The sequence below is a fragment of the Pedobacter sp. SAFR-022 genome, from assembly GCF_051965375.1.
In the GTDB taxonomy this organism is placed as follows: domain Bacteria; phylum Bacteroidota; class Bacteroidia; order Sphingobacteriales; family Sphingobacteriaceae; genus Pedobacter.
In genome coordinates, this window is sequence record NZ_JBQCME010000002.1 from 473895 (window position 1) to 489192 (window position 15298).

General features: G+C 42.9%; 16 protein-coding genes and 1 tRNA gene. 6 read left to right on the forward strand and 11 right to left on the reverse strand.

Features of this window, described 5'->3' with window-relative positions; genetic code table 11:
- Nucleotides 1–5 precede the first annotated feature (5 nt).
- On the reverse strand, nucleotides 6–584 hold the full coding sequence (locus tag ACTHQF_RS07940; protein ID WP_440429521.1) for an NUDIX domain-containing protein: 579 nt from the start codon (nucleotides 582–584) through the stop codon (nucleotides 6–8).
- Between the two features lie 2 nt (nucleotides 585–586).
- Nucleotides 587–1855, reverse strand: coding sequence for a cytochrome P450 (locus ACTHQF_RS07945; RefSeq protein WP_440429522.1), 1269 nt, complete (start codon nucleotides 1853–1855; stop codon nucleotides 587–589).
- A gap of 332 nt (nucleotides 1856–2187) precedes the next feature.
- Here ACTHQF_RS07945 and ACTHQF_RS07950 point away from each other — a divergent pair, with 332 nt between their 5' ends.
- Complete coding sequence (locus ACTHQF_RS07950) at nucleotides 2188–2628, forward strand: Hsp20/alpha crystallin family protein (protein WP_440429523.1); 441 nt, start codon at nucleotides 2188–2190, stop codon at nucleotides 2626–2628.
- Between the two features lie 73 nt (nucleotides 2629–2701).
- Here the strand turns inward: ACTHQF_RS07950 and ACTHQF_RS07955 are convergent, their stop codons facing one another.
- The gene (locus ACTHQF_RS07955) at nucleotides 2702–3163 is read right to left on the reverse strand and encodes a DUF4268 domain-containing protein (RefSeq protein WP_440429524.1); all 462 of its coding nucleotides are present in this window, start codon (nucleotides 3161–3163) and stop codon (nucleotides 2702–2704) included.
- 126 nt (nucleotides 3164–3289) lie between these two features.
- On the opposite strand from ACTHQF_RS07955, the gene ACTHQF_RS07960 reads away from it, so the two are divergent.
- Nucleotides 3290–4093 carry an SDR family NAD(P)-dependent oxidoreductase gene (locus ACTHQF_RS07960; RefSeq protein WP_440429525.1) on the forward strand — a complete coding sequence of 268 codons (804 nt, stop codon included), beginning with the start codon at nucleotides 3290–3292 and terminating at the stop codon, nucleotides 4091–4093.
- 51 nt (nucleotides 4094–4144) lie between these two features.
- Here ACTHQF_RS07960 and ACTHQF_RS07965 read toward each other — a convergent pair whose 3' ends face one another.
- From ACTHQF_RS07965 to ACTHQF_RS07975, 3 genes are all read right to left on the reverse strand, one after another.
- Entirely contained in the window at nucleotides 4145–4426 is a 282-nt protein-coding gene (locus ACTHQF_RS07965) for a hypothetical protein (protein ID WP_440429526.1), read from the reverse strand.
- Nucleotides 4427–4578: 152 nt separating this feature from the next.
- A complete protein-coding gene (locus ACTHQF_RS07970; protein WP_440429527.1) occupies nucleotides 4579–6717 on the reverse strand; it encodes a family 1 glycosylhydrolase in 2139 nt (712 codons plus the stop codon).
- Between the two features lie 69 nt (nucleotides 6718–6786).
- Complete coding sequence (locus tag ACTHQF_RS07975) at nucleotides 6787–7935, reverse strand: glycosyltransferase family 1 protein (RefSeq protein WP_440429528.1); 1149 nt, start codon at nucleotides 7933–7935, stop codon at nucleotides 6787–6789.
- A 255-nt stretch (nucleotides 7936–8190) separates the two neighbouring features.
- Between ACTHQF_RS07975 and ACTHQF_RS07980 the strand changes: the two genes are divergently transcribed.
- The 3 genes from ACTHQF_RS07980 to ACTHQF_RS07990 all read left to right on the forward strand — a co-directional run bounded on the left by ACTHQF_RS07980 (nucleotide 8191) and on the right by ACTHQF_RS07990 (nucleotide 9741).
- Nucleotides 8191–8883 (forward strand): DUF421 domain-containing protein, encoded by a 693-nt coding sequence (locus tag ACTHQF_RS07980; RefSeq protein WP_440429529.1) that lies wholly within the window; start codon nucleotides 8191–8193, stop codon nucleotides 8881–8883.
- Nucleotides 8884–8887: 4 nt separating this feature from the next.
- On the forward strand, nucleotides 8888–9589 hold the full coding sequence (locus ACTHQF_RS07985; RefSeq protein ID WP_440429531.1) for a DUF421 domain-containing protein: 702 nt from the start codon (nucleotides 8888–8890) through the stop codon (nucleotides 9587–9589).
- 76 nt (nucleotides 9590–9665) lie between these two features.
- Nucleotides 9666–9741, forward strand: a tRNA-Lys gene (locus ACTHQF_RS07990).
- A gap of 410 nt (nucleotides 9742–10151) precedes the next feature.
- Here ACTHQF_RS07990 and ACTHQF_RS07995 read toward each other — a convergent pair.
- Nucleotides 10152–10904: a hypothetical protein gene (locus tag ACTHQF_RS07995; RefSeq protein ID WP_440429533.1), complete on the reverse strand. Its 753-nt coding sequence runs from the start codon at nucleotides 10902–10904 to the stop codon at nucleotides 10152–10154.
- Between the two features lie 121 nt (nucleotides 10905–11025).
- Nucleotides 11026–11205 (reverse strand): histone H1, encoded by a 180-nt coding sequence (locus ACTHQF_RS08000; RefSeq protein ID WP_440429534.1) that lies wholly within the window; start codon nucleotides 11203–11205, stop codon nucleotides 11026–11028.
- A gap of 159 nt (nucleotides 11206–11364) precedes the next feature.
- On the opposite strand from ACTHQF_RS08000, the gene ACTHQF_RS08005 reads away from it, so the two are divergent.
- Nucleotides 11365–11724 carry a response regulator transcription factor gene (locus tag ACTHQF_RS08005; RefSeq protein WP_440429536.1) on the forward strand — a complete coding sequence of 120 codons (360 nt, stop codon included), beginning with the start codon at nucleotides 11365–11367 and terminating at the stop codon, nucleotides 11722–11724.
- Nucleotides 11725–12097: 373 nt separating this feature from the next.
- Here ACTHQF_RS08005 and mgtE read toward each other — a convergent pair whose 3' ends face one another.
- From mgtE to ACTHQF_RS08020, 3 genes are read right to left on the reverse strand one after another with little or no spacing between them, the layout of a single operon-like run.
- Nucleotides 12098–13447 (reverse strand): magnesium transporter, encoded by a 1350-nt coding sequence (gene mgtE / locus ACTHQF_RS08010; RefSeq protein WP_440429537.1) that lies wholly within the window; start codon nucleotides 13445–13447, stop codon nucleotides 12098–12100.
- 42 nt (nucleotides 13448–13489) lie between these two features.
- Nucleotides 13490–14605, reverse strand: coding sequence for a magnesium/cobalt transporter CorA (corA, locus tag ACTHQF_RS08015; protein ID WP_440429538.1), 1116 nt, complete (start codon nucleotides 14603–14605; stop codon nucleotides 13490–13492).
- A complete protein-coding gene (locus tag ACTHQF_RS08020; RefSeq protein WP_440429539.1) occupies nucleotides 14605–15213 on the reverse strand; it encodes a WbqC family protein in 609 nt (202 codons plus the stop codon). The genes corA and ACTHQF_RS08020 overlap by 1 nt, the downstream gene beginning before the upstream one ends.
- Nucleotides 15214–15298 lie beyond the last annotated feature (85 nt).

Below are 15298 nucleotides of genomic sequence, written 5' to 3' on the forward strand. Positions count from 1 at the left end.
GTACGCTAAACCTGCAGATTTAGAAAGAAGCTTTGAACCAACAACAAAGTTTTTGCATCATTGAACTTGCCCCCGAGCATTCTGGATTTAGCTTCCTCAAAGGTCAGTTCGACAATTTCGATGTACTCGCCCTCTTCTTCTAGTCCACCGCCTTTTTCATGCGCACCCTTACTGTCGTACTCCGCAATGAACAGATGAAGGAATTCTGTTACGCCGCCTGCCGAAGGATAAACAGCACCGACCTTTCTCAGGTTTGCAATACCGTAGCCCGTTTCTTCCAAAGCCTCCCGCTGAGCAGCCTGTTCCGGTGATTCGCCTTCATCGATTAAGCCTGCACATGCCTCGATCAAATTTCCCGAGGGATTTCCATTGATGAAGGAGGCTACTCTGAATTGATTGGTCAGCAGGATGGTTTTTTCCTGATAATCAACAAGTAGCACCGCCACTGCATCTGGCCTGTAATAAATCTCATGGAGTTGCTTAACCGGCTTTCCGCCATGGCCAGGCTTCTCAAAGCTGATCTCCTTTAGTGGATATTTCTTTTCGGCTAATATCGTTTCGCTGAATATTTTAACGTCGGTCATGGCTATTGCTGTGTTCGTTTGATTTTTTCCATAATAAATCCGTCACGTGGGCGAGTCGGCATTCTAGAGAAAGGATAAGACATATCTTGTTTTGGAATCGAAAACTCAATTTCCGATGCGAGGAACTGCAAAACCGTTTTGAGTGTCTCAATCGTGATCAGTTCTCCAGGACATCTGTGACCAGTTTCCGGATAACCTCCTCCTTGAGCGAGAAAGTCGTAGGGTTTTAGCTGTCGGCCGCCAAATCGTTCCGGAATAAAAGCGAAAGGATTGTCCCATAGGCGGTCGTCGTGGTTTGTGCCATACATATCCAAAAGGACAAGATTACCTTTGGAGAATTCTACCCCGTTCCAGACAAAAGATTCCCGCACCTTTGCCCCCATAAATGGTGCAAATGGAAAGAACCTCCTCACTTCGTTGATGAAATTCTCCTGATAGGCTTCAGCCCCGGAGATGAACTGTGCTTTATAGCTATCATTAGTAAACAACGCTGTAGCCGCAAAGGTAATGTACCAGGCAATGGCTACGGTTGGGCGCAGTAAATTGATAAGCTCTATAGCCGCCAGCTTTGCACTGAGCTCCATCCCATCGAGGTCTCTATAGTGTGCACAATGGTATAAAGGACTGTTTGGATCAACATGTACCTGCCCGCTCCTAACCTTTTCAATAAGTTCTGTAATCCAGCTTTCAACTTGTTTCCTCGCCTTCACCCCTTTGAAGTGACGCGCGCCCATGGTTCCGAAGGCATCTACCATTGAGATAAACTGTTTTGCCCGCAAGGGCGAATCATTCAGGGCAAGCGGAACCCCGGCCCATGCACAAATCGCCTCGCAAAGTATGATACCAGACTCTTCGAATAGCACAATGCGATCGCGATTAATCCAGGAGTTTGAAGCAACATCCAGTTCATGCCTGATCAGTCGCTGCAACCTGGCAACCTGATCTTCGGTCATAAAAGACATGAACAAGGCTTTCCGATGACTATGCTGCTGTGCATCCGTCGTATGAATCGCATCTAAGCCGGTTAAGGTTTTCTGGATAGGAATCGGAATGGCACCTTTTCTAACGAATTTATCAGGATCATAAAAGATACCGGCAGCTTCTTCGCCCCCAATACAAATCACCTTTAAACCGGGAACATCAATCGTAAAAACATCGGTATTCATCAATCGCCGACGATTCATAATGAACGTAAAACCATCGTTGAAAAGATGGTAAGCTGCTGCGGCGGCATTTAGGGATGCCAAATTTTGATTCGGATATCGCTTCACGTCTTGAGATTTTCACATCAAAACAAGTGCATTCGCAAAGCGGTTTTATTTAATCGAATTTATATGAAAAGATCGGCCAATGCTAAGATCGTTCTTTCGCATAAGAACGGTCTCAAACGTAGGGCTTGCTCGTAACCACGATTGAACTTTATGAGCCGGACAACATCTGTCAGGATTTCAGTTATGAAAGAAAATTTTTCAGTAAAAATGCATTTTTTACAGCTGAAAAGGTCGATTTTTTGGATGGCACAGCACTTGTATGGCACTTAGAAAATTCTAAAAGTTCTTTTAATAAATTGATTTAGCATTTTTTCTAAAAAGGAGGATTTATTATGTCACTTATTAAATTTAACAACGGAAACAACAGTAAAAGCTTAAACACTGGTTTCAACGACATCTTTGAGTCCGTGTTCAATGATTCGTTCCTCTCAGATCGAATGGTCTCAAGGGTTCCTGCAGTTAACATCTGCGAAACACAAGATCATTATATGATTGAGATGGCCGCTCCAGGGCTACAAAAAGAAGACTTCAACATTAAGCTCGACAGGAATTTGTTAACCGTATCGGTTGAACAAAAGTCCGAGCACAGCGAGCAGAATAAACAGTACAATAAACGTGAGTTTAGCTACAGTTCATTTGTTCGCTCATTTGCGCTTCCAGATACAGCCGACGATGCTCAAATAGAAGCGCACTACAACAATGGTATGCTAAATATCCATGTTGCGAAGAAAGACGAAGCCAAACAAATTGTTCGTCAGATCGAGATCAAGTAATCTTGTCGATCTGTTCAAAACAAAAACGCCAGTCCTTAGTGCTGGCGTTTTTGTTTATTAAGGCACTTAAATGTCACGAAAACAGATCAAAACCATATTTCGCGTCAGACCAAAATTCATCAAGCGCCATAATTCTTGGTTTGAAAAACGTGATTAACTTTGGCCAGTCTTCCTGTTTAAAAATGTTCACCTGATCAATTTCCTTGCTGATGCTGCTGATCGTCTTTCCATAGGCGTCCTTGCTATGGAGCGACCAGTCCCATTCTTCACCTAAGCTGCCAACGAGAATGTTTTGGTACGCTTTAAATTGCTCGAACACCAGCTCCTGGATACCAGGGTCTGGATGTGCAATCTCAATCGCAATTTTAGCAGTATGTTGGTCTGCATTCATCCTGAAGTAGAGATGTTTAATCCCTGTTTTGTAATTCACCCAGTTTACCTTCGTCCCATCAGCAGTTGGTTGAAGGGCCATGTACTGGCCAAATGCGGTCCAGAATGCCTGTTTGAGGTTGGAAGCTTGTTCTTTAGAATACAACGTTTTGATAAAATAAAGGGTGTAAAACTACATTTTTGTACCGCTGAATGCAATTGTTAATTCTTCAAACAGGGATAATGCTCATTTGTTTATTTCTAAATCAATCTACCTACTAAATAGAAAATTATGGAAAACAAAGAAAAATACGCGTTGGTAACGGGCGGTACCAGCGGCATTGGAAGAGCGCTGGCCGAGCTTTTAGCTGCCGATCAGTATAACCTTATACTGGTATCCAGAGACCTGTCCGAACTTCAGCAGGTCGCGCAGGAGTTAACACAAAACCACCAGGTGAGAGTACACACCATCTCAAAAGATTTATTTAAAAGAGAAAGTCCATTTGAGGTGTATGATGAAGTAAAAAACCTCGGTTTGAATGTGGAGGTCCTGGTAAATAATGCTGCACAAGGGGCATATGGCGAATTCAAGGACATGGATATTAATCGTGAGTTGGACATGATACAGCTCAATATAGGGGGCTATGTGGCACTCACCTCTTGTTTCTTGCAGGACATGCTCGCGAGCGGTTCAGGAAAGATACTTAATGTCGGTTCAATAGCTGGAGAAGCACCCGGACCGCTGCAATCGGTTTATCATGGAACCAAGGCTTTCATCAATACCTGGTCTGCCAGCATTCAGTACGAACTGAAAGATAAAGGCATTACGGTTACCGCGCTTCTACCGGGAGCAACCGAAACTGATTTCTTCAACAAAGCAGAGATGAATGAATCCCGAATGGTGCAGGATATGCCACATGCTGATCCTGAGAAGGTCGCAAAAGATGGCTTTGACGCGCTAATGTCCGGCGATGCCAAAATCATATCAGGATTTATGAATAAGGTTCAGGTGGGTATGGCAAATATGCAGCCCGACAGCATGGCTGCGGCGAGTATGTATAAACAGCAGAAGCCCGTGGAAAAAAAGGAGGATTGACCGATACACTGTCTTGCTTGAATAAAAAGAGCCTCCAAAAGGAGGCTCTTTTTATTTCTCACGGGCGACAAACTTATGGAAAGTACTTGTCTCTCCATCTGCCTTTTTATCTTGATAGAGAAAGTCAAGTTTATCACTATCGAAGTCTTTAAAGAAATCGTCCCACTCAATCTCCTCCAAATTGGTACTGTCGCTATGTTCTGGAAAATGTATCCTTAGTACACCTTCATCTCCATTTTTACCTGTTCCTTTAACACGGGCCGGAACACCTTTTCTTTCTTCAACCCATTTTTTGATGGTATTGTGATCATGTGTTTGATTGGATGAACTCATAATTTAATGATTATAGTTTTCAATGGTTACTTTTTGCTTTTATAAGCATTATAGGCAATGAATATTCCCACCAGGAAGATTATTCCGACAATTATAGGTATGAACATGATTTCAAGATTTAGGTTTAAATTATTTACATATTTTATTGTTGATTAGCTGATTACGCTGAAATATCGATCTAGGGCATTTTCGAGCCTCGGTAAAAAGACGCCTCTATCGCTGGTCAAACCACTATAACTCGGTCTGGCTGCGTTGAAATTTAACTCCGCATACGGTTTCCGAACCAGAAGTGTGGAGCTATACCCTGCTCTGGACGCAACTTCCCCGGCCAGATCCGCCCAACTGATGGTACCCTGATTGGCAACATGCCAGATCTGAGCCTCTCCATCAATTAGCAAATCTAAACTACTATGTATCAAATCACTAACCAATGTAGGTGAAATAAATACGTCATCTGCTACGTCGATACTTTCCCGTCTGCTTAATGCTACAAGCATCCTACTCATAGCACTATCATCTGCCAGGTTGGAGAAAATTTCACTGCTTCTAACAACCAAGGCCTCCGGATAAGCCCGTAGCACCTGCTCTTCTGCCCTGGCCTTGCTTAAACCTAGGAGATTAAGTGGATTAACGCTATCCGACTCCGTGTATTCACTATTTTTACGTCCATCGAAAACCTGATCGGAAGAAAAAGTTAGCAATTGAACACCGGACTTCTTACAACATATAGCAAGATTGGCAGGAATTACCGTGTTGGTTAAAAAGCAATTTTCACGATCAAGTTCTGCATCTTCTACCTGATAAAAATCTGCCGCATTTACAACCGCCCAAGGTCTATACTTGTTTATAGCCGCTTCAATCTCCTGAATCGATGACAAGTTTAACTGTTTGCTGGAAAGCCCAACAAAGTTGATATTTCGGTGGTTGCAGATGTCAACCAGGGCCATCCCTAAGGTAGAATCAGACCCTATGATCAACAACGGATTGGGACCAGGGTTAACAATGATATTTGCTGCTCCAGATCGTGGATATAAAATTCGATCGTTACGCTGCCACCAGCCATGTTGCTCAAGCACAGGATGGATGTAACCTTTACCTTTTGCCAGATCGGCAACCATCTTTGCAATCTGGGTAAGACGTGCCTCTCCGGTCCGAACGTCGAAAGCACCAGACTCGTAATTACGCGCTGAAGTTGTCAATAGGCGGTCCCAACCATAGGCACCGAATAGCGACCAGACGGTCACACCCCTGATATCAACACCCTCAGCCTCCAAGTCCTCAGCAGCCTGAATAATATAGTTTAGCCACCTTAGTTGGTCCTCACGCCCGCAGTGCAGATGTGCTTCCGTTATGGCCAAAGGCATCCCATATCGCTGCCATGCATCATTCAGTAGTGCTTTAGGACCGGCAAGGACCGCATCTGAACTCCGGACGGCTTCAACATCAGCATAGGCATGTTTGCCATTGCGCCCGTGCGTATGGGGCGGGTATAAATCCAGGCGTTCATCTAGAAATCGCTCAGAGGTGATGTAGTGATTGAAACCCAAAATGTCCGGCGGACATGGATTTTCAGTGAAGTATCTAAGTTCATCAGGCGTGATGCCGTGTTTTATCAGGTATTCGTAGAGATCATGATTTTCATCAACCATTCCACATAATAAATCCAGCCCTATCCACCTTCTTTTATTTTCGAAATCTGCCTGGTATTGAAGAAGTTTGGTAGCATGAGTTTTACCAATATCTTCAGTATGCACCAACATGGCTTCTGGATTAATCCGCCTGATGGCCTGCATGGCCAGGGCTGTCGCTTTACATTCGTTGTATAAGATACGCAGAAAGCTCGCGTCATCATTTTTGTGTGGATACCATAAACCATAAAGCCCGCAAAAACGGGCTGTAGTTAAAGGTTCATTTACTGGAGTATAATATTTAATCCAGGGAAACTGCATGGCAACCTGCTCGGCGTATGCAGGCAAACCGGTTGAAAATGTTTCGTCGAGCATATTGACGTAAGCTGGCCCACTACCGTGATGCACCAGACCGGCGATGACATCAATGTTATTCGCGGTTAGATATTCCACCTGACCTGCTGTAAAAGACCAATCGATCACACCGTTTCGCTCAGGAAGATGTTTTTCCCAAAGAATGGGATATCGTATCTTTTTTATTCCAAGATCCGAGAGCATCTTCAGATCTTCTTTCCGGGTATAATGCCCCTGGTAGGTTAACTGATCAAAATATTGATCCCCTACCCGGTTGATGGTACATTCAATGCCTCCCCAAATTTCCATGCTTTATAAATAAGATAATTCAGATTCTTTGTACGTAGTAAGTTATACAGGTAGCCTGTTCTTACATCCTTAACTCGCGATAGAAATTTTCTTATTGCTGTTTAAGGTCGCATTCATATGTCTAACCATGGTTTCGAAAGTTTGATCCCAGCTGATGTCGTTCAAAAATTCATCAACTTCAGCTAACCACTCCGAGGTATCCTGCTTGCTGAACTCAGATTCAATAGCCTCGATGAACTCATCACAAGAAGACGCAATATGTACAAGCTTTTTAATACCATAAGGCTTTACAACATCGCGGATCGGCGTTGAAATCACAGGTTTACCTGCAGCAAGGTATTCGGGAGTTTTTGTTGGACTAATAAATCTGGTCGACTCATTTAACTGAAACGGAATCAATGCGATATCCCAGCCAGCTAGGTAACCAGGCAGTTCATTGTAGGACTTCTGACCCAGGTAGTGAATGTTTTTATTTCTCGGTAAAATAGCTTCATCAATTTTTACCACCGGACCAATCAACACAAACTGCCAGTCTGGTCTTAAGGTTGCCATATTACCAATCAGCTCAATATCAAAACGCTCGTCAATTACACCATAAAAGCCAAGTTTCTTTCCAACAATGTGCTGCTGATCCGCAGGTTGCTTTTCAACTGACCGAGCCTGTGCAAAATGCGCCTTATCAATACTGCTCGGAAATGGATGAATATTAGAATGCTGTTGTTTCTTGGATTCATATAAGGAGTGTCCTCCAGTAAATACAAGGTCAGCTTTTGCAAGTAGTCTGCGCTCGAGTGTGATCAGCTCCTCAGGTGCAAATTTAAATGCAGATAATTCATCCATACAGTCGTACACAATGAACTTAGGTTTATACTTATCTGAGAAGGACAGCGCCATTGGTGTATAGTACCAAAAAGTCCAATCCTGAAGGTCGGAATTCTGGAAGAATTTATCTAATAAGGCGATCAGCGTGTTATGTACTTCACATGCACTCATGCCTGCTTTAAGATGAGGAACAACAACCGTCAAGCCCTGCCCCCTGGTAGAAAGGTGTAAATAGGCATCATCCTTGACGTCAAAAATAGGTTCTTCCATATAATAAACATGGGCATGAGCCGAAAACCTGGTAAGTAAATGTTGTGGTCTTTGAAATACGAAGTCCCACCTTAGGTGAGAGAAGCAAATCAAATTTTTAGTCGGCATTTCTAGGGACTGTTTCATAAAAATTTAGTTAAGATGTAAATATTTGAAATCAACTCAGCTCGTCTCAACCGGCAAACAAAGGCTTGGTTTAACTATTGGCTTTCAAGTTTTGCCTATAAAACCACGGTTAACAGAAAATTGTTTGAATGGCATATACCTATTTAGTTAGCTATTAATAACCAGCCTTTTAGTAAAACTACCTGAACCTGTTGGGAAAGTAAATTTCCTGACGCATGGAATAAATTTTGCTTAGGTGGAGTAAAATGTTTAGGAATGAAAAAGGAAGACATACTTTGGGATGACTGGCATCGAATATTAATAGGCTCGGCGCCGACAAGTTTCCTGCTGGAAGTTTTGATTAGAACAGTGATCATGTACCTGGTGTTACTCATGGTACTCCGGCTCATGGGAAAGCGGATGGGCGGGCAGCTCACCATCTCGGAACTTGCGGTTATGGTAACCCTCGGGGCGATCATATGTGTTCCGATGCAGGTTCCAGATAAGGGAATTGTTCAGGGAATTTTTGTGCTGCTATGTGCATGGGCATTTCAGCGTGGATTTACATTATTAGGCATCAGGAACAGCAAAATGGAGAATCTAATCCAGGGGAAAGAGGCTATACTTTTGAAAGATGGCGTATTGGATGTTGAGCAACTCGATGCTGCAAACATCTCCAGACAGCAATTGTATGGCGTACTGAGAGCTCAAAATATTTATAATCTGGGAGAAGTAGAACGGGTTTACATTGAGGGCTGCGGCATCTTCAGTGTTTTTAAATACGATGCGCCAAAACCTGGCCTTTCTATTTATCCTTCCAGGGATGGTCAAATACTCGACGGTCAGCAGAAGTCTGATGAGCATTTTTTTGTCTGCCGGATGTGTGGACGCACTGCAGAAAATGAAAAGGAACGAAACGGCCACTGCAACAATTGTGGATGTGAAAATTGGGAGGAAGCCATAATATAAACCTATGAAACCAGAAGAATTAAGTTTAAGCGATTTTAACAGAATACTCATCGGAGAAATACCTGCCTTCTTTTTTATTGAATTGATCTTCCGGGCTTTTCTCATCTATGCACTCCTGATCGTTTCCATGCGTCTGATGGGCAAACGCATGTCCGCTCAGATCAGCCGTAACGAAATGGCTGCAGTGGTATCGCTGGCAGCCGCTGTCGGCATCCCGCTGATGAATCCGGATCGAGGTATTCTCCCTCCGGTAGTCATAACGATAGTGATTATTCTTTTTACAAACCTTGTTTCCAGAAGAACCTCCAGAAGCGAGAACTTCGAATCCCTAACCCAGGATGATCTGGATGTGCTCGTTCAGGATGGTGTGTTAAACCTGGCTACGATGGAGCACACCCGCATTAGCAAGGAAAGAATATTCTCGCAACTGAGAAGCCTGGGCATTTTTCACCTGGGTATGGTAGACCGCCTGTATATAGAAGCAAACGGTATGTTTAGTCTCGTGAAAGAGAAAGAACCGGGTATTGGGCTGAGTGTCCTGCCGGATATCGATCCCGACTTTGCTAAAAGAAAATTAGATAAGACCGATGACTTTGTATGTTGCCACTGCGGAACATTGGCTAAAACCTTGATTTCCACCATGCGTACCAAGTGCCCGAATTGTAAATCCGTTGAATGGGCACCCGCCGTGAAACTGGCAGAATAAATTATTTTAAAATTTATTTAGCATGTTAAATAAATAATTCTACCTTTGCAGCCTCTTCAGAAACAAAAAAAGAGATGATTCCGTAGCTCAGCTGGTAGAGCATTACACTTTTAATGTAGTGGTCCTGGGTTCGAATCCCAGCGGGATCACCAAGAAAACCAAAAGCCTTCAAAATGTATAATTTTGGAGGCTTTTTTAGTTTCAATGCAAGTCGCTTTACCCCAATATCATGTTGAGGAACATTATCACTTCTAAAATTCTAAAACTGTTATTCCAGAAATACTAAGTTGACGAGCCAGAAAGCAGAGCCCGTATAGCGGCCATATGTAGGACGGAGATCTTTACGAGTTTACCAGGAGCTTAATAGGTACTTACTACGTATCCATACGTACGAACTACGTAGCAACTACGTTCCAGGTACGTCACAAACACGTATCAAGGCCAATACTTCAGCAAATGCTCATTTAGAACAAAAGCGGGCTAGTGCCCGCCTTTAAAAAACATTTAGCGTTTTTGAAGAAATTATGATATTTCCCTGGAACTCCCGCAGACTGGATGAAATTTACAGCGCTTTAAACGCTTTTGATGCGAGTATGGATACGAGCTCCGGATCCTCGATCTTTTGGGGATCAAGTACTTCAAAATCTCTGATATCAACATAGTCGTGGCATTCAGGACTTGTATTGATAATGATGCCCCCTAACAAGAATATTCTTCTGCATTTAAATTCCGAACGACTCGCTTTGATCAAACGAAGCAATCGGGTTCGTACATTGTAGTAAGTGAAATTGACTGCATCTTTAATTTGAATCTCATGCGAGCCAGCCTCCTTTAGCGGAGCTAAAGAACGCTCCAACATCAACTGCTGGGCATCAAGCTCATACTGCTCTGGAAGTACAGGCTTGCTACTGTTTAGCCGCTCCAAAGCGAGCACAAGCGCACCGCAGCTGTTGGTTAGATGCTGCTGACCAGGACGTCGCATTTCACCAAGCACCCCCTCATCGGTAATACCGATATGTGGGCCATAGAAAATAAAGGCATCCCCCCCATCGGGTACGTGGTGTGCAAAAGCCACCAGACCCGTGATACCGGCATACGGCAAGCCCCCCAGGCCACCTAAGGTAAAAGGCCTCGTGAGTACGCGACGGAAGTCTGTCGACACATTGATGTCATCGCAGCAGAGCGATGTTGCGAACAAGATCTTGTCCATCTCCGAACCATACTCACCAGAAATGAAGTTCAAATAGGTTTCTGTGATTTCAGCGCCAGTTTTGGCGTTTGGAAAATGCTGTTTTATCAGGGGCTCAATCATCATGATTTTCAATTAAGGTTAGCTTGGCGCACAAATATACGAGCTCACAAAGCGAAATTTAAAAACCCTTGTATACAAAAACAGCCTGTATAAACAGGCTGTGGAGCATTAAGTATCATCACTGCTACTTAGCAGAATTTTTCTTTTCTGTAACCTCGGTACGAATTTCCTGAGCCAAAACTTTTAGATCCTGCATCGCTTTACGAAGCCTGGTACCGGCAGCGTTGTTTCCTGCATTGTAGAACTTTTCTGCATCCGCTTCCACTGAAGCTAATAATTCTCTAACTTTTGTAAACCTCTCCATATTTTAATTATTTAATTATGATTCAAATATATAATATTTGGGAAATAATATTCTAGCATAAAAACCTAAAAATATTGATTAAAATATTATTTAATGCGGTTTAAAACTATTATCCATTAAATTTGGTTTTAAATAAAGGTTAGTCATAAATCGATTTAGATGAATAAACATATACAAATTGTTGAAGACGATGGCGACATCAGATTTATTGTTGAATACATATTAGAAGACGCGAATTACGTTGTTGAATCCTTTGAAAATGCTACCACCTTTATTAACCGGGAACGTGTTGAAGATGTTGACCTCATTATACTTGACGTCATGCTGCCGGATGGAAATGGCATTGATTTATGTAGGAACTTAAAGCTCAGCGAAAAAACCGTTAATATTCCGGTAATAATTATGTCGGCGCATGCTGGTTCGCAATCCGTTCTGGAGGAAGCTTGTGCAGATGATTTTATCAACAAGCCTTTTGATCTGGATAATTTTTTAACAAGGGTTAAAAAGATCCTGAATTAATCCTTTTAACCCCTATGCTGAGTACTATCCTGTAAACTCAGTGCTCCCAAACCTATAGAATATACAATTTCGGATTACCCTTTCGCTTTGCCATAAGCGGGGAAGTGCTTTTTATATAAGTGGTTTTTGAGTGGGTAGATTGTTTTGAATTCAAGCTAAAGGTATCCTCCTGGCTGAGAACCGCTTTTTTCTTGCTTGAGACTTCCGGTTGACTTATTAGCGTTTTCATGACATTGAATTTGCTACACAACAACTCATCATTGTTTTGGTTTAGAAAAAATTCTCAAATTTTCATAAAAAGTGTAACATATTGATTTTCAAGATGGATTTTTAATCATCAACGTTTCACGTTTGAAGAGCTAATGATAGTTAACTACAGCAGCAAATGGCTCGCTAGTCCGAGTAGAAGAAAAAAGCCAAAGATGTCAGTGAAGGTTGTAATGATAATAGACGAAGCAATCGCCGGGTCAATACCCACCCGCTTTAAGAGTAGCGGAATGGCTGCACCGGCAACTCCAGCCACAATCAAGTTACCGGTCATCGCGAGAAAGATCACCAATCCCATAAGATGGTTGCTATCAAAATACAGGGAGAACCCAAATACGATCAGTCCAGTTACCCCGCCGTTAATCAAACCTACGGTGAACTCTTTAAGAACCGTTCTGTATGCTTGCCGGTCCGTAAGATCGTAGAGCGAGATCCTCCTTACGGTAACTGCGAGAGCCTGTGTAGCGGCATTGCCACCCATTCCTGCAATGATGGTCATATACGCCGTCAGTACAGCAATCTTTGCTAAGGTGGGCTCATAAAATCGAACAACTGCCGAAGCCAGAAATGCTGTTCCGAGATTGATGATTAGCCATGGCAATCTGGATTTAACAGCATCAAGCCAATTACCACTCAGTTCCTCATCCTCACTTACACCGGAGATCTTCAGAATGTCTTCTGTGTTTTCATCCTCCAGTACATCGATTACGTCATCGAACGTCACCCTGCCCAAGAGCTTCATGTCACTCGTTAACACCGGAATGCTCGTTAAATTATACTGTGAAATTAAGCGCGCTACTTCCTCCTGATCGGTATCGGGACTTACCCAGACAATGTCTGTTTTCACAAGTTCGGAGATATTAAGGTTACCTCGGGCTTTAATAAGGTCTTTCAGTGAAACAATCCCCTGGAAGGTATTGACGTCATCTACTACATAAATGGTGTAGAACTCCTCCATGTCCTCGCTCTGACGGATGATTTCATCAATTGCGTCCTTCTTGGTCAGATTTAAATTGATGCGGATAAATTCCGTATTCATCAATCCACCAGCGGTGTCTTCCTGATAGCTTAAGAGGTTACGGATGTTTGAGGCGTCATCTTCACTCAAATCGTCCAAAAGCTCTTGCTGCTCATTATGCTCAAGCTGTGCAATGATGTCGGCAGCATCGTCATAATCGAGCTCTTCGACGATCTCCGTGCGCTTGTCTGGGTGTAACTTCAGCAGGAGTTCTTCCGGGTGCGTCTCCTCATGCATTTCGGATATTACCTCGGAGGCAATTTCAACAGGCAGCAGGTTAATGATGCGTCGGCGGTCTTCATCTCCAAGACGCTCAAAAAGGATCGCGATTTCAGATGCGTGGTATTCCGCAAGTACAGCTTGGAGCTGATTATTGTCGCCGCTAAGCGCCAGTTTTATTTTGGAAAAATCTGTTTTATCGAGCTCGAAGGACTGCATGGCTCGCTAAGGTAGTAAAATATGGCCGAAAGCTGTTCATGCCTACTTAAACCAGCCTTTTTTCTTAAAATATATCAGCTGAACTACTGCAATCAATATCATCAACGCTACCGCATACAAATAGCCGTAAGGTGCGTAAAGTTCCGGCATATTCATCGGCATCGTCTTCCCTGTAATTGGATCCTGCCTGGCGAAGTTCATCCCGTAAATACCGGCAATGAAAGTGAGCGGGATGAATATTGATGAGATAATGGTCAGCACTTTCATGATCTCATTCATCCGGATACTGATCATACTGAGGTACATATCGATATTACTGATGGATATCTCTTTCAAAGAGTCGATCAGGTCAATTGCCTGAATACAATGATCATAAGCATCTTTAATAAACAACTTGGTTTGATCCTGGATAAAGGGGCTGTCGGACCGGATGATGTCATTTAACTTGTCCTTTTCGGGCCAGGCCACCCTCCTGATGCTAATCAGATGGCGCTTTATCATTTGGGTATCGTACATGATGGAACGTTCGGGTTTTTCCATCAACCGGTCTTCAAGCGTATCCAGTTCGTCGGCCCAACTCCCAAGGATCTCAATATAGGTGTCTATAACCACGTCCATAATGGCATACATGATGTAACTGGCGCCCCCGATCCTGATATTACCCTTCCCTGCTTTTAACCGCTCGCGAACCGGCTGGATGCAATCTTCGTAATTCTCCTGAAAGGTAATCAGCGCATTGCCGATCAGAATAAATGACACCTGCGTATTCTCCAGCTCCCGCTCCGCATTGAAGATTAACATACGGCTGGTTGCAAAGGCATAATTAGCGAACTCCTCGAATTTCGGCCGCTCATGCGTTCTGGTGATATCTTCTAAGGTCAGCTTGTTGATTCCAAATTCCTGCTGCAACAGCTCAAACATTGGGATAGATTTGAAACCCTTTATATCGATCCAGATGATCTTGTCAGTATCATTTACCAGAGGCAGCACCTCGCTTAGACTTGGGATTACCTGGGTGCTATAACTCGCCGCCGAAATGTTATGAAGTGTAATCCGTGGTTCCAGCGAACGTTCATCCAGATATATCGCACCTGGGCTTGAACCAGTATCTGGTTGACATCGTTGATTAACCTCTAATTTCTTGTGGCGCTTGCTCATTACAGATATAATTTGGCCTGAGGACCTTGACTAAACAAGAGATCTACAAAACTCATGTTTGGTAAAAAGCCATTCCGGTCATCAAATACCTGAAAGTAAGGCTTCAGGTTTTGATTATTTTCAGTTTTAAATCGTCCTGCATCCCGGTAGTCTACCGCAGCCGGCAACTCTTTTATATATTCCTGGCTGAATTTAAGATCCGGTTGTTGTTTGATCTGTTTGAAGAGCCATTGCAACAGTTCCAAATTATAGTCGAACAGGTACTTGGTTTGTTTATGATAAAAGGAAGCAATCTCATCTTCGTAGTACTCGAAATAGGCAGAGTTCCTATAACAGGTCTGCAGGCTCATCCAATGTAACCGCTGCCATTTAAAGTCGTAACTGATCCGGACATCCTTAATTTTTGTATGATACTTAGATCCTTTTATTACCGGAATAAATAGATTCAATGGGCCATTCGGCGAGGCTACAGTAGCCCGGTTACGAAATGTCTGCTTTGGAAAATGCTCCCACTTTTCAATTTCAAACTCAAAATTAACGGCTTTCAATGCAGAAAAGTAGCTTACCGGCGGAAGATAAAAAAGGGGAAATGTTGCGATACTTTGCATTTGATAAATTATGTTTGCAGTCTCAAGCCACAAATTAATGATAAAAAAAGCGCATTCTTTTACTGAAAAAAAATTCTTGTTTTAA